The following is a 14,389-nucleotide window of genomic DNA, read 5'->3' as shown; positions in this document are numbered from 1 at the left end:
CGGGGAGTTAACGTCGCTGCCTTCATTCCGTTGGAATTGTGCTGTCGAAGGTGATGACACGCTCAATAGCCATGGAGGCAATATATGCAAGCCGTCCTCATCGCCATGACGATCCTCGGTTGCGACGATTCCGTCAGCCAATGCAATTATGTGGCCACGGTGGACAAGCACTGGGAAACCGTCGTCGCCTGCGATGCCGAGGCTGAACAACGGCTGAAAAACTACGCCAATGCCAGCTATCCGACGGTCATTGCGGTCTGCGAGGCGCCGAAATCCCTTGCCGCTGCCGAACCGGCCAAGCCGGCACCATCCGCTCCAACAGCGCCCGAGGTCGCCGAACAACAGGATGGCATTGGCGCTTTCGTGGACAATGTTGCCGGGCGTGTTCGCGCCAATCTGCCTTCCGGTCAGGATGTGAAGAATACCCTGGCGAAGCCATTGCATTTCGTCTCAGCGAGCTATTCCTGGGCCGCTGCTCGCTTTACCGACTAGGCAGCAGCCAGCGACGCATAGACACGGGCCGAACGGCGCTGCTCGGCCACATGCAGCTTCTCCACCATATCGAGCAGCTCGCCGACGGCATCATGCTGCCCTACCCGGCCGTGGAATTTCTGAAGCAGACGCCCGCAGATGCTGCCGAGCAGCGAGGTCGATGTCTTGCGGGAAGCCTCACGCCATAGGAACGTCGCTTCCACGAAGATGATGCTGATATCCCGCGGCAGACCTGCCGATTCATAGAGCGCGCGCACGGCATGCATGCGGCCGGTGGCAAGGATTGCCCGTACGCGCCGGTCGCTGCATCCGGACAGATTGACGATGGCGCAGGCGAAGAACTCCACCTTGCCGCAGCAGAGTGCGTGCATGAGGAAGGACGGCGTCAGACGGTCGTTCAGGCGAAGATGTTCGACCAGATCAGGCACTTCGATGGGCGCGATATCTCCGGCAATGGAAACGATTGCCGCTTCGGTCGCTTCACGGCTGATGCGCTGCAGCCTCTGCAGGCCGATTGCCGCCTGCGCCAGCGGCAGGCCGACCAGCGCATTGCTGACATGCTGTGTCAGAAGCTGGCGGGCATCTGCCGGTAGGTCGATGCGGTCGAGAAGCAGGTTTCTGATGCCGCTGACATCGCCAAGCCGTTCGGCAATCCGTTTCAGGGACTGGGTGGAAATCGTGGCGCCATCATTTTCCAGGAGGCAGAGAACTTCGTCCTCATCGCCAACCTCGGCAAGTGCTGCGGAAACCGGGCGCGTCACATGGGCGCGTGCCGCAATCAGCATCCGTGTCGTGCCACTGCCGCGTGCTGCGAGATCGACGAGATCGGCGTCGGTCAGGATGGGCGAGCAGGTGACCGCATGGCAGGCGATCTCCGGCTGGTCTTCGGCGAGCGAAAGAATGATGTTGCGCGGTGCATGCGGCGCCCAGGCGATCGCTTCGGCGAGCGCTAAGCGCACACGCGGCGACGGATCGTCGAGCAGATAGGTCATTGCCTTCTCAGCTGCGTCGCGCCGCTCATCCGACATTTCGCATCTGAGGTAGACGCGTCCGAGGGCATTTGCAGCGGCCGCCCTGTCGGCGGTCTTGGCCGTCTCGGCCCAACGAAGAAATGCCTCTATGATCACGACCACGCCCCAGCACTGAACGCGATTCCTTCGCGTCTCATTCAATACAGCGACGGTAGCCTGAAAAAGTTTATGATTGGTTCACCATATTTATTAGGGTTTGCGCGGCCTTACGTGGAAACTGTCAGATCTTCGGCCTGAACATCTCGAAGACCTCGCTTCCTTCGCAATAGTCCATATAGCCCATGCGCGCGACCGGGCGCGCCAGCGCCTCGTCGAACCGGCCATTGCTGATGATAGCCTCATCGATATGGATGCCGACGACCTGCCCGAAAACGAAGACATTCTCGGTCGGCTCGCCGGACAGCGTCTTCGGCTCGATGATCTCGGTCACCTTGCATTCCAGCACGGCAAAAGCCCCAGCCACATAGGGCGCATCGATCAGTTCGGCCTGCTTCGGTGTCAATCCTGCGAATTCGAATTCGCTCGTACCGTAGGGTAGTGCTGCCGAGGAAAGGTTCATCTTCTCCGCCAGATTACGGCTGACGAAATTGCACGTGAAAACACCGGTCTCCTTGGCATTTCGCTGGCTGTGCTTGTGCCCAATCGACGAAAACATCACCAGCTTCGGCTTGTCGGCTACCGCGTTGAAGAAGGAATAGGGCGCAAGATTGAGCGTTCCGTCCCTGCCCTTGCTGCCGATCCAGCCGATCGGGCGTGGTGCCACGATCGCCTTGAAGGGATCATGCGCCAGCCCGTGCCGATTGGTGTCCGTCGTATAGAACATCAGTCTTCCCCGCCGACCCAGGTGACCGTTTCGCTCAGTTCAGGGCGCGGACGCTCGACGGGCGGAAAGGTCGTCGAACCGATATGGATGAAGCCGGCAACCTTTTCTCCCGGCTGGACGCCGAGCAGTGGATAGGCGCGCTCGTCGAAGGCGAACCATTCCGTCAGCCAGTTGGCGACATAGCCGTGCGCATTGGCGGCCAGGATGACATTGAGGCATAGCGCGCCCGCCGACATGATCTGCTCCCATTCCGGGATTTTGAAATGCGGGCCAGCCTTGCTGACGATGCCGACAATGACGGGCGCACGGGTAAAGCGCGTACGCTCCACCTGGATCATTTCCTCGGACAGATCGGGTTTTGCTTCGAGGGCAAGCTTCAGCAGTTCTTCGCCAAGCCGCACGCGTTCCTCGCCGCGATAGACGATGAAGCGCCAGGGGGCGAGCTTGCCGTGATCGGGAACGCGTGAAGCAAGGCGCAGGATTTCTTCGATTTCCGGCTTCTCCGGTCCAGGTTCGCACATCTGGAACGCGGGGATGGAGCGGCGCACGGAGAGGTAATCGATCAGCTTGATATCGGATTTCATGCGGGGGAAACTCTCATTTGTATGCAGAGGGAGGCCGGAGGTCTTGAATTTGCCACGGCATTGGTCTTGAAGTGGACTTTGCGATTTCAGAAGTCAATCGGTTCACGAACAGGATGTCTGGCATTTTGCCTTTTGCACGGATCGGCCTTGCTCTTGCCCTGATGCTGACGCCGTTTGGCGCTGCCGCCCAGGATGCCTTCAAGGAATTCAAGCAGCTTGAATCCACGCCCAAAATGCCGAAGCTCAACGCGTTCATCGCGCCGGGTGCGGCTCAGGAAGGCGTGCGCCTGCGTGATGTCTCGCTGGAAGCCAAATTGACGGCCGATGGCGCGCCGGTTGAAGACGGGCTTTCCTGGTATGTATTCAGCCCTGTTGCTGGAAATGACGGCAAGCTGCCGCTGATCGCCAGTTCTCGTGGCGGCACTGCGGCCTTCCAGCTCGCTGCCGGAGATTATTTCGTCAATGTTTCCTTCGGCCGCGCCGGCGTCACCAAGAAGCTGACGGTGCCGGATGATGGCGAGGTCGATAAACAGGTCATGGTTCTCGATGCCGGCGGGCTGCTGCTCAATGCCGTCTCCGGCTCCGACGTCCGTATTCGCCCGGATCAGCTGAGCTTCTCGATCTATTCCGCCGAGGTGCGCGACGATGGCGAACGCGGCCTTGTCATGGCCGATGTGCCGCCGAATACGGTCGTGCGTCTCAACGCCGGCACCTATCATGTCGTTTCCGAATACGGCGACGTGAACGCGAGCATCCGGGCCGACATCCAGGTGGAGGCGGGCAAGCTCACCGAAGCGACGATCCAGCACAGGGCGGCACAGATCAATTTCAAGCTGGTTTCGGAAACCGGTGGCGAAGCGATAGCCGATACGGCCTGGTCGATCCTGACGGCAGCAGGCGACAGCGTCGGCGAAAGCGTGAGCGCCTTTCCGACCATGGTCCTGTCCGAAGGTGAGTATACGGCGGTCGCCCGCAACAAGGACAAGATCTATCAGCGTGACTTCACCGTCGCTGCCGGCGTCAATACCGATGTCGAAGTGCTGATGAAGAACCAGCAGGCCCAGCAGCCGATTGCCCCGGCTGCGACAGCCTTATCCCCGGGACCGGCCGCCGCCGGGCCGAAGGGCGTGCCGCAGCCCGGCGGTGAGATTCCGCCGCAGCCGGCTTTGCCGTCCTATGAGGATCTTCAAAACGGCGATGGCGCCAGCCTCGACTGACGTCGCCGCATCCGAACGATCGGGAAATTTCAGCTTGCGCGCTTGAGGAAGGCTTTCTTCTTCGGCGCCATCGAGAAGACAGCGTCAAAGAGGCGGACGAGCAGATCCTTGCGGTCGCTGCCGCTGCTCAATTCTTCCCAGGACAATACCCTGCCGACATGCGCCGTGATCGTGCTGCCTGAGAGACGGCGAAATTCGCGGATCAGCAGCGACAGACGCAGCGTCATCGAAACCCGGCTGGCGAGATGGAAGAGGCGGCCGTTCTGGCCCTCGAAATAGATCGGCAGCACGCTGGCGCGCGCCGCCTGGATGAGCTTGGCCGGGAACATTTTCCAAGGCAGGTCCTCGGCGCGGCCGAAACCCTTCTTTGCTGTAGCGACACCACCGGCCGGAAACACCACGATGGTCGTACCTTCCTTCAGCAGGCGGACAGCCTCGTGACGGCTCTTCATGTTCATTGCCATCGCTTCCTTTGTCTCCTCGAAGGAGATCGGCAGCGAGTAAGGGGCCATTTCCGGCACCTTCAGGAGATCATTGTGGATCAGCACCCGGAACGGGCGGCCAAGCTGCTCGGCAAGCGCCAGTACCGCAATGCCGTCGCCGATGCCGAAGGGATGGTTCGCGACGATGACGATGGGCTCGGTCGGCACCGGCTCAAGCGGCCAGTTGCCCTTCACCTCGACTTCCACATTGATGAGATCGAGCATCTTGCCGAAGACGCGGTCGCTCTTGCCGACGATGTCGCGGCGCCAGATGTCATAGAGCCGTACGTAACGGTCACGACCGGAAAGGCCCTCGATGGAGCGGATGAGCCAACGCTTCAGGCGCGGATCCCGTTCGTTCGCGTAGGAAAGCTCTTTGAAGCGCACTCTAATGCCTGCCGGGATAAACCCGTCCCCTGTTTTGTGGCGGCTATATTACTGTTGCATGTCAGATTTCTGACAGCGCCGGACAGATAGATGCCGGGCGCTGCCATTGTCCAAGAAGGCAGTTTCAGGCTGCTTTGGCCTTCTTTGCCTCGAGCTTACGACGGATATCGGGCGCAGTTGCCTCCAGGGCAAGGCTTTCGATCGCCGAATCCAGCGACATCGACGTTTGCTCCTGGCTGCCGAGCCGGCGGATATTGACCGTGCGCTCTTCCGCTTCCTTCTTGCCGCAAACGATGATGACGGGAACTTTCGTAACGGAATGTTCGCGGATCTTGTAGTTGATCTTCTCGTTACGGAAGTCGGTCTCGACATGCAGACCGGCGTCGCGGAGCGCATCGGCCACTTCCTGGCCGTAAGCATCGGCTTCCGAAGTGATCGTGGCGACAACCACCTGCAGCGGCGAGACCCACAGCGGCAGATGGCCGGCGAAGTTCTCGATCAGGATGCCAAGGAAGCGTTCCATCGAGCCGCAGATGGCGCGATGGATCATCACCGGCTGCGTCTTTTCCGAATTGCTGTCGATATAGAAGGCGCCGAAACGTTCCGGCAGGTTGAAGTCGACCTGCGTCGTGCCGCATTGCCATTCACGGCCGATGGCGTCCTTCAGCGTATATTCGAACTTCGGCCCGTAGAAAGCACCCTCGCCCGGCAGAATGCCGGTCTTGATGCGTCCTTCGGACTGCGCCTCGATCGTCTTCAACACATCGGTCATCACGGCTTCCGCCCGATCCCACAGCGCATCGGAGCCGACGCGCTTTTCCGGACGGGTGGAAAGCTTCACGACGATTTCCTTGAAGCCGAAGTCTTCATAGACCGACAGGATCAGGTCGTTGATCTTCAGGCATTCAGCGGCCATCTGCTCGTCGGTGCAGAAGATATGCGCGTCGTCCTGCGTGAAGCCGCGCACGCGCATCAGGCCGTGCAACGCGCCCGAAGGCTCGTAGCGATGCACGAGACCGAATTCGGCAAGACGGATCGGCAGTTCGCGATAGGACTTCAAGCCATGCTTGAAGATCTGCACGTGGCCGGGGCAGTTCATCGGCTTCAGGGCAAAGACACGGTTATCCGCTTCCTTGTCTTCCGGATGCGTCATCGCATGCGCCGATTTCACGGCGAACATGTTTTCCTGATACCAGCCCCAGTGCCCCGACGTTTCCCAGAGCGCGGTGTCGAGAACCTGCGGTGCGTTGACTTCTTCATAGTCGACGGCGAGCCGGCGACGCATGTAGGAGACCAGCGACTGGAAGATGCGCCAGCCCTTGCCGTGCCAGAAGACGACGCCCGGCCCCTCTTCCTGGAAATGGAACAGGTCCATTTCGCGGCCGAGCTTGCGGTGGTCGCGCTTTTCAGCCTCGGCCAGCATGTGCAGGTAGTTGTCGAGATCGGCCTGATCAGCCCACGCCGTACCGTAGATGCGCGACAGCATGGCATTGTTGCTATCGCCACGCCAATAGGCGCCGGCAACCTTCATCAGCTTGAAGGCACTGCCGATCTGGCCGGTGGAGGCCATGTGCGGACCACGGCAAAGGTCGAACCATTCGCCTTGATTGTAGATCTTCAGATCCTGGCCTGCAGGGATCGCGTCGACGAGTTCGACCTTGTACTGCTCGCCCTTGGCGGCAAACACTTCCTTGGCCTTTTCGCGCGACCAGATCTGCTTGGTGAAGGGCGCATTGCGGGCAATGATCTCCTTCATCTTCTTTTCGATCTTCGGCAGATCGTCGGGTGTGAACGGTTCGTTCTTGGCGAAATCGTAATAGAAGCCGTTCTCGATGACCGGGCCGATCGTCACCTGCGTGCCGGGCCACAGTTCCTGCACGGCTTCTGCCATCACGTGCGCAGCGTCATGCCGGATAAGCTCCAGCGCGCGCGGGTCCTTGCGCGTGACAATCTCTATCTTGCCGTCGGTCACGGCATCGGAAAGGTCTTGCACGTTACCGTCGATCGCAATGGCGACGGCGCTCTTGGCAAGCGATTTGGAAATGGATTCGGCGACATCCTTACCGGTCGCGCCAGCCGGGAAGCTGCGCACCGAACCATCGGGAAATGTCAGGGAAACGGATTGGGACATTCAAATTCTCCTTGTCCAGTCCCGCCAACGAATGCGGGTGGTTGAAACGGAAGCGTCATCTGCTCGGGATGCCGCTGCCGCCTGATACTGATATTTGGTGTCTGAGTAAAGGAAAAGCGAGGCACTTCCGACGCAGAGACGGGAGGGAGCGCCTATCCGCCATAGCTATTCCTATAGTTCTTGAGGGCCGATTTCAGAGGCTGATCGATCTCATCGTCCATTGGGCCATCGTAGAGACCGCGTCGCGACAGGCTTCTTTTCAGCGCCGTGCGCGTGAAGGGCGAAAACGATTTCAGCTCATCGGCAATCTGTCCGTCGCCCTGCCGGATTGCCAGAAGGATGTTCTCCGCTGCATTATCGGAGCTGAAAGTCACGTCATAAGCATAGGCAAGTCGATAGGCGGCTCTTTTGTAGCCCATGTCTGCCGCTCGCAGATACCATTTGATGGCTTCCTGCCGGTTGACGTCAGTGCCTAGCCCATCATCGTAGAACCGCCCAAGCGCGAACATGCCCTCGGCCGAATTGAGTTCGGCTGATTTCTTGTAATAGTTGAAAGCGATCGCTTGATCCTGATCCTTGCCGCTTTCGTAGTACCACGCGAGATTGAGGGCACCGGCCGCAGATCCGGCGTCGGCCGCCTTCTGATACCAGTCGCGAGCGATGGTCTGGTTCTCTTCCGTGGCGATGCCATTCTGATAATAGTAGCCGACGGCATTCATCGCGTCGGGGTATTGCTTGAAGGCTGCCATCATGAACCAGCTGAGCGCCTTGGAGCGGTCAATGGGCACGCCCTGCCCATACTCGTACATATCGCCCAGGGAATATTGTGCTTTCGCATTGCCGTTGGCGCCGGCCTTCGTCAACCATTCGAGGGCCTTGCCATAGTCCTTCTGGTTTCCATCCGCCAGGCGATAGAGTGTCCCGAGCCTATACATCGCGTCGGCGGATTTCTTGTTGGCCGCAGCTTCGTACCACTCGATCGCTTTGGCATAGTCTCGGGCGACCCCATCGCCATCCTCATATTTGATCCCGAGCAGGATCATCGCCGTAGCGTTGCCGGCGGCGGCACCCTTTTCCAGATAGTCGGTCGACTTGCCGTCGTCCCGCGGCAGCGTGGCATCATTGGCGTACATTTCACCAAGCTCGACAAAGGCCTCGGCATATCCGTTCTCTGCCGCGACCTTGAACCAGTGCACCGCCTCTCTGGAATCCTGGGTTGTCCCCTCGCCTCTGCCGTATAAAAGCCCGACGGAATATTGCGCCTTGGCCGAGCCACTTTCCGCCGCCTTGAGATACCAGACAAAGGATTTTTTGACGTCGGCCGTCGTCCCGGCGCCGCTATAGAAGCAGTCGGCGACCTCGATAAATGCCTCGGTATCTCCCGCGTCAGCCGCTTTATGGAACCATTCGAAGGCTTTTACCGCATCCTTTGGGAGGCCGTTACCCTTTTCATAGGAATAGGCGAGCGCCCGCATGGCATAGGTGTCGTTGTAGGCCGCAGCTTTTTCCAGCCATTTTACGCCAGTCGCGATGTCGCGGGGGCCGCCTATTCCGAAATAGAGCGCGTCGCCGAAACGCCGGGCGCCGGCAGTACTTCCAAGCTTGGCAGCTCTCTCATACCAGATGCGCGCTTCACTTTCGTCCGCCAGCACACCGTTGCCGCCCTCGTAGAGCATGCCCACATACGCCATGGCAGAGGCGTCGCCACGACCGGCAGCTTCCTTCAGCCAATACATGGCCTCGCCATAGCGCCGATCAGGCATCTTAAGAAACAGCATGCCCTTGCCATAGTATGCGGCCAGCGTTCCCTGTCCTATTGCTTCATCCAGCAGGCTTTCGGCCTTGGCGAAGTCGCGCGGCAACTCCTTGCCCGCGATATAGACATCCGCCAGCTGCTTCATGGCATCGCCGTCACCAAGCGCGACCGCTTTCTCAAGCAGTTCCACGGCAGTCTTTTTCTGGATTTTGTCGCCGTCTCTCAAATAGTATCGCGCAAGCCTTCTCATACCTTCGACAGAGCCGCTTCGTACCATATCGTCGAACATGGCGACGGCGCGCGTAACGTTCTTCTCCGTGCCGATGCCCCTGGCGGAAAGATACGCCAACTCCGCTGCTGCGACATCGTTGCCTTGTTGCGCCGCTATGGAAAGCAGCTCGAAACCTCGCTTGGGGTTGATTGGAACGCCAGCCCCGTCAATATAAAACCACGCAAGCGAACGTTTGGCAGGGATGTAGCCGAGTTCATCTGCAAGCTCGAAATAGAAGCGCGCCGTCGCGAAATCCTGAGCAACACCCCACCCCAGCCTATACATCTCTCCCAGATATTCGGCCGAGCGCGCGTCACCGGTTTTCCATGCCTTTCTCAACCAAGACAACGCCACGTCGAAGTCTTGCTGGCGCCCTTTGCCGTTCGCATAAGCGGTCGCAAGATAGACCATCGAGGGCGCGTGCCCCTGTGCCGCCAGGGCTTCGAAACCGGCAAGCGCCGGCTCGTATTGCTGAAGGTTGAACTGGCTGGCGAGCGTGAAATAACGAGCATCCCTAGAGTCGGGGGCCGCCTTTAAATAGGTCTGGCAGGCGGCAAGCGCGTCCCGCCAATGGGCGAGATAAGCGACATCGACGTCGTCCCCTGCCAGACGGCGGCACTCGGTCCTGGTGGTGTCGGTCACATTTGCAGCGTGTGCCGAAAAACTGGCGATGGAGCAGGCAAGAAAGAGCGACGCGGTCGCGAAATATTGAAAGAGTTTCATGAGCGCAAAATTTGAAAAACGGGGCGGGAAACACAGTGATATCCCCAAGTTTTTCAACTGCAAGTATATTTTTTGCCGAGAGGCGAAAAGCGCGGGTGGCGTGCTCTTCAGGCGGCGCCTAGACCACCATTTCAAAAAGGCCGCGCACGGTGTTCCAGTTGCGCATCGTGCCGACGCCCATGCGCTTGGTCGTGAGCGCCGAAAGCAGTTTCGACTGGCTCGGCTTGCCGTGAAAATCGATCCAGAGATCGCAGCCGACCAGCTTCATTCGTTGTCCCTCGACAAGAAGCTGCTTCAGTGCCTCCACCTTTTCCGGGTCGATCGGCAGGCGGTTGACGCGCACGATCACCTGATCCCCGATACCGTCCTTGAAGGGATTGGCACCGCAGAGCGCCATCCAGGTGCAGTCGCTGCGCACGATAATATCGACATGCTTGCCGAACTTTTCTTCAAAAGCCTCTTCCAACTGCTCTTCGACCTCATGCGGCCGCATTCCGTCCGCCTCGAAAACGAGGTTGCCGGTGGACACCAATGTGCGGGGATCGCGATAGCCGAGTTCTTTGGCGAGCGTGCGCAGATCCTCCATGATGACGCGTCGCTCGGAGGTGAGGACGATGCTGTGCAGAAGTGCGATGAAGGTACACATCTTATGCCTCCTTCCGCCCAAGGGCGAAATAACGCCAGGGCGTGAACCAGCGGAAACGGGATGCGAGAATGTCCGGCACCGGGTCGAGCCCGCTTGTGCCGCCGGGGCCGCATCGGCCGACGCGGAAAAGCGTCATCCAGCCGCCGGCCCACAGCCCGTGGCGCGCAACCGCCTCATAGCCATATTCGGAACAGGTCGGGATATGCCGGCAGGAATTGCCGATGAAGCCTGAGAGTGTCAGCTGGTAGAGACGGATCAACCCCATGCCAAGCAGGCGGTCCGGCGTCTTGCGGAACGGACCCCGGTAGTTGCGCGAGAATGTTTTCTGCGGCTCGGCGCGAGGCTTCGGGGCGGCGGCACCGCCCTCGTCCTCCTCCTCACGTAGCAGACAGAATTCGCACATGGCTCACGCCTCGACGGTTTCAGCGCGTCTTGCCTCTATCTGTCCGATGGCGTCCACGACGGCATCGAAGGTCAGCATGGTGGAGGCGTGACGCGCCTTGTAATCACGCACGGGAAGAAGATAGCGCATGTCGGCGAACCGTCCATCCGGACCTTCACCATCTTCTTTCAGCATGGCGAGCATATCCCGGCGCGCCTTGCGCACTTCGCCCGATGTCGCGCCGACGACATGGCGGGCCATGATCGAGGAGGACGCCTGGCCGAGCGCACAGGCCTTCACGTCATGCGAAAAGGCGCTGATCGTATCGCCATCCATTTTCAGCCAGATGCGCACTTTCGAACCGCACAGTCTCGAATGCGCCTGGGCGCTCGCATCCGCGTCGTCAAGCGTGCCAGTCAGCGTGATATTGCCGGCAAATTCGAGGATTTTGCTGTTATAGATGTCGTCCATGACGGATTTGGCTCCAAAAACGCCTAAAAGCGACGCTAATTCCTATGTGATTGTCGTGTAAACAAAAAACACACAGTCAAACGACAGCATACTTACATACCGGGGTCGTCTTCCTATATGTATGTCGTTCGAGGGTCATCGAAATGCAATGGCCCCGAACAACTTTGATTGGAGAACCAATAAGTTTGCCAATCGGGTTTGACTGGGAAACCGTGCCGGAAGGGTTCGAGAAAAACGAGCCTGGAAAGCCCCGGAACCTGCCAAAGGTGCAAGAATTCCCGCTTGGGGTACCAGTGGCTAGTCCGACTACGGTCCGCGTTGCGGGCAGGAGACCATTGAATATGGACGCCATCGTCAAGAATTTTCCGCATACCGTCCACGAATCCGATCGCCCTTCCCAGCAGGAAGCAGAGGACGCAGTTCGCGTCCTGTTGCGCTGGGCCGGTGACGACCCGTCGCGTGAGGGCCTGCTGGATACGCCTGCCCGTGTTGCCAAATCCTATCGCGAGCTCTTCGCCGGTTACGAGATGAGCCCGGAAGACGTGCTCGGCCGGACCTTCGAGGAGGTTGCCGGTTATGACGACATGGTGCTGGTGAAGGACATTCCCTTCTTCTCCCACTGCGAGCATCACATGGTGCCGATCATCGGCAAGGCGCATGTCGCCTATATGCCTGACGGCCGCGTGCTCGGCCTTTCCAAAATTGCTCGTGTCGTCGAAATCTACGGCCGCCGCCTGCAGACGCAGGAAACGATGACCTCGCAGATCGCCAAGGCCATCGACGAAACGCTGCGTCCGCGCGGTGTCGCCGTCATGATCGAGGCCGAACATATGTGCATGGCCATGCGCGGCGTTCAGAAGCAGGGCTCGACCACATTGACGACAACCTTTACAGGAACGTTCAAGACTGAGCCGGCCGATCAGGTCCGATTCATGACAATGGTAAGGGGCCGCTGAGACCGGCTCCCTCAGGAGGGCCGCGATGAGTGAACTGATTTTCAATCAGCCATCGGACGATAAATCCGAGCTGGAGGACGCTGGCGATTTCACGCCGCGCTTCGACGATCGCGGCCTGATCACAGCCATCGTCACCGATGCCGGCGACGGCGAACTGCTGATGGTCGCCCACATGAATGCCAATGCGCTGGCGCTGACCATCCAGACCGGCATCGCCCACTACTTCAGCCGCTCGCGCGGCAAGATCTGGAAGAAGGGCGAAACCTCGGGCAACCTCCAGACCGTCAAGGAAATCCGCACCGATTGCGACCAGGACGCCATCTGGCTGAAGGTCGAGGTCGCCGGTCATGACGCGACCTGTCACACCGGCCGCCGCTCCTGCTTCTACCGCACCATCACCCTGGAGGATGGAAAGCCCATGCTGACCATTGTCGATGACGACCTGCATTTCGATCCCAAGGATGTGTACGGAAAATAGACCGAATCCCCGTCACCTGCCCCTTATTGCGACGCAAGTCGGTTCCATATACCCTTTGGAAAGGGTTCGGGGCTGTTAATTGGAACCCGAGTGTTCTGCCGGGAGGGAGGAACGCCATGCTGGGCTGGAATATGCATCGTCAAAGCGCCGAGGGCGGAGGTTCTGCCACAACAGCGCTCCAGGATACGGCAATTCCCCCAGTCGAAACCCCCTCAGAAAAGAAAGCAAAGCTTGCCCTGGCGCTCGGCGGCGGCGCCGCGCGGGGCTGGGCGCATATCGGCGTATTGCGTGCGCTCGACGAGGCCGGCATCGAGATCGGCATGATCGCCGGCACCTCGATCGGCGCGCTCGTCGGCGGCTGTTATCTCGCCGGCAAGCTCGACGAGCTGGAAAGCTTCGCCCGTTCGCTCACCATGCGCCGCATCGCAAGCCTTCTCGACCTGACGATCGGTGGCTCCGGTCTCTTCGGCGGCATGCGGCTGACCAAGCGCATGCAGGAACATCTGGAAGGCCTGACGATCGAGGAACTCGAGCGGCCCTTCGTCGCCGTCGCGGCAGAGGTCAACACGGGCCACGAAGTCTGGATTGCCAATGGCTCGCTGATCACGGCGATCCGTGCCTCCTACGCCCTGCCCGGCATTTTCGAGCCGGTGCGCAGCAATAACCGCACTTTGGTCGACGGCGCGCTCGTCAATCCCGTGCCGGTTTCTGTTTGCCGCAGCTACGAGCAACCGCTCGTCGTCGCCGTCAATCTCAATTATGATCTCTACGGCCGCTCGGCCGTCGTCCGCCACAATGCCAGCCTCTCGCCCGCCGAAGTGCAGCAGCAGAAGCAGGCTCCCTATTCCGCGCGTATGGGCATGACCGGCGTCATGGTGCAGGCCTTCAACATCATCCAGGATCGTATCGCGCGGGCCCGACTTGCCGGCGACCCGCCGGACATTTCACTGCAGCCGCGCCTGTCGGACATCGGCCTGTCGGAGTTCCATCGTGCGGGGGAAGCCATCGAACGTGGCTATGAAGAAGCCCGGGCGAGGCTGCCCGAGCTGCAGCGAATGCAGGAACTTTACGCCAGGCACCCCTAGTGCCCGGTGCGAAGCCTTATTGCCTTAACTAGCAATATAAGCCTTGATCTCTTCGGCTTCGCGCTCGACTTCGGCGATGCGTGATTTCACGACGTCACCGATCGAAATGATGCCGGCAAGCTTGCCGTTGGCTTCCACGGGAATGTGGCGGAAACGCTTGCTGGTCATCAGCTCCATGAGCTCGTTGACCGAGGTCTGCTCGTTGCAGCGAAAGACCTTCGAGGTCATGACGGAAGAAAGCGTCTGATCGAGCCCGTCCTTGCCGGACTTGGCGATGACATGCACGAGATCGCGCTCGGTGAACATGCCGGAAATCTTGTTCTCCATGCCGACGACGACGATCGCGCCGATCTTCTTCTTGCTGAGAATCGCGGCAGCTTCCGAAACCGTGGTATTCGGCCCGGTAGTGACGACGTCACGACCCTTCAGATCGAGTATTGCTTTGACGGAACTGGCCATATGGACCTCCTATGG

At 59.6% G+C, this 14,389-nt stretch carries 15 protein-coding genes; 5 read left to right on the top strand and 10 right to left on the bottom strand.

Annotation, left to right across the window (positions count from 1 at the left end; translation table 11 throughout):
* Positions 1-84: 84 nt before the first annotated feature.
* On the top strand, positions 85-492 hold the full coding sequence (locus FHX06_RS09085; RefSeq protein ID WP_112968149.1) for a hypothetical protein: 408 nt from the start codon (positions 85-87) through the stop codon (positions 490-492).
* Here FHX06_RS09085 and FHX06_RS09080 read toward each other — a convergent pair.
* The 3 genes from FHX06_RS09080 to FHX06_RS09070 all read right to left on the bottom strand — a co-directional run bounded on the left by FHX06_RS09080 (position 489) and on the right by FHX06_RS09070 (position 2,930).
* Positions 489-1,619: a DUF2336 domain-containing protein gene (locus tag FHX06_RS09080; RefSeq protein WP_183878976.1), complete on the bottom strand. Its 1,131-nt coding sequence runs from the start codon at positions 1,617-1,619 to the stop codon at positions 489-491. The two genes, FHX06_RS09085 and FHX06_RS09080, sit on opposite strands and share 4 nt — an antisense overlap.
* 124 nt (positions 1,620-1,743) lie before the next feature.
* Entirely contained in the window at positions 1,744-2,346 is a 603-nt protein-coding gene (locus FHX06_RS09075; protein ID WP_183878974.1) for a flavin reductase family protein, read from the bottom strand.
* Positions 2,346-2,930 (bottom strand): nitroreductase, encoded by a 585-nt coding sequence (locus FHX06_RS09070; RefSeq protein WP_183878972.1) that lies wholly within the window; start codon positions 2,928-2,930, stop codon positions 2,346-2,348. Before FHX06_RS09070 ends, FHX06_RS09075 begins: the two co-directional genes overlap by 1 nt.
* Positions 2,931-3,043: 113 nt before the next feature.
* Here FHX06_RS09070 and FHX06_RS09065 point away from each other — a divergent pair, with 113 nt between their 5' ends.
* Positions 3,044-4,147, top strand: a complete 1,104-nt coding sequence (locus tag FHX06_RS09065) for a hypothetical protein (protein WP_112547668.1) — start codon at positions 3,044-3,046, stop codon at positions 4,145-4,147.
* Positions 4,148-4,176: 29 nt separating this feature from the next.
* On the opposite strand, the gene FHX06_RS09060 is transcribed toward FHX06_RS09065, so the two are convergent.
* The 6 genes from FHX06_RS09060 to FHX06_RS09035 all read right to left on the bottom strand — a co-directional run bounded on the left by FHX06_RS09060 (position 4,177) and on the right by FHX06_RS09035 (position 11,396).
* Positions 4,177-5,016 (bottom strand): lysophospholipid acyltransferase family protein, encoded by an 840-nt coding sequence (locus tag FHX06_RS09060; protein ID WP_112547669.1) that lies wholly within the window; start codon positions 5,014-5,016, stop codon positions 4,177-4,179.
* Positions 5,017-5,140: 124 nt separating this feature from the next.
* Entirely contained in the window at positions 5,141-7,147 is a 2,007-nt protein-coding gene (thrS, locus tag FHX06_RS09055; RefSeq protein ID WP_112547670.1) for a threonine--tRNA ligase, read from the bottom strand.
* 152 nt (positions 7,148-7,299) lie between these two features.
* Complete coding sequence (locus FHX06_RS09050) at positions 7,300-9,897, bottom strand: tetratricopeptide repeat protein (protein WP_183878970.1); 2,598 nt, start codon at positions 9,895-9,897, stop codon at positions 7,300-7,302.
* A 118-nt stretch (positions 9,898-10,015) separates the two neighbouring features.
* The gene (locus FHX06_RS09045; RefSeq protein ID WP_113015876.1) at positions 10,016-10,543 is read right to left on the bottom strand and encodes a DUF1697 domain-containing protein; all 528 of its coding nucleotides are present in this window, start codon (positions 10,541-10,543) and stop codon (positions 10,016-10,018) included.
* Position 10,544: 1 nt separating this feature from the next.
* Positions 10,545-10,946 (bottom strand): membrane protein insertion efficiency factor YidD, encoded by a 402-nt coding sequence (yidD, locus tag FHX06_RS09040; protein WP_113015875.1) that lies wholly within the window; start codon positions 10,944-10,946, stop codon positions 10,545-10,547.
* A 3-nt stretch (positions 10,947-10,949) separates the two neighbouring features.
* The gene (locus FHX06_RS09035) at positions 10,950-11,396 is read right to left on the bottom strand and encodes an iron-sulfur cluster assembly scaffold protein (protein WP_113015874.1); all 447 of its coding nucleotides are present in this window, start codon (positions 11,394-11,396) and stop codon (positions 10,950-10,952) included.
* Between the two features lie 341 nt (positions 11,397-11,737).
* Between FHX06_RS09035 and folE the strand changes: the two genes are divergently transcribed.
* The 3 genes from folE (at position 11,738) to FHX06_RS09020 (ending at position 13,915) form a co-directional block, all read left to right on the top strand.
* On the top strand, positions 11,738-12,352 hold the full coding sequence (gene folE, locus FHX06_RS09030; protein ID WP_029869256.1) for a GTP cyclohydrolase I FolE: 615 nt from the start codon (positions 11,738-11,740) through the stop codon (positions 12,350-12,352).
* 25 nt (positions 12,353-12,377) lie between these two features.
* Entirely contained in the window at positions 12,378-12,830 is a 453-nt protein-coding gene (gene hisI / locus FHX06_RS09025; protein ID WP_029869255.1) for a phosphoribosyl-AMP cyclohydrolase, read from the top strand.
* A 116-nt stretch (positions 12,831-12,946) separates the two neighbouring features.
* On the top strand, positions 12,947-13,915 hold the full coding sequence (locus FHX06_RS09020) for a patatin-like phospholipase family protein (RefSeq protein ID WP_113213223.1): 969 nt from the start codon (positions 12,947-12,949) through the stop codon (positions 13,913-13,915).
* Between the two features lie 24 nt (positions 13,916-13,939).
* Here the strand turns inward: FHX06_RS09020 and FHX06_RS09015 are convergent, their stop codons facing one another.
* Positions 13,940-14,374: a CBS domain-containing protein gene (locus FHX06_RS09015; protein WP_029869207.1), complete on the bottom strand. Its 435-nt coding sequence runs from the start codon at positions 14,372-14,374 to the stop codon at positions 13,940-13,942.
* Positions 14,375-14,389 lie beyond the last annotated feature (15 nt).

The organism is Rhizobium sp. BK512 (assembly GCF_014194915.1).
Classification (GTDB): domain Bacteria; phylum Pseudomonadota; class Alphaproteobacteria; order Rhizobiales; family Rhizobiaceae; genus Rhizobium.
This window is presented reverse-complemented; position numbering and strand designations above follow the sequence as displayed.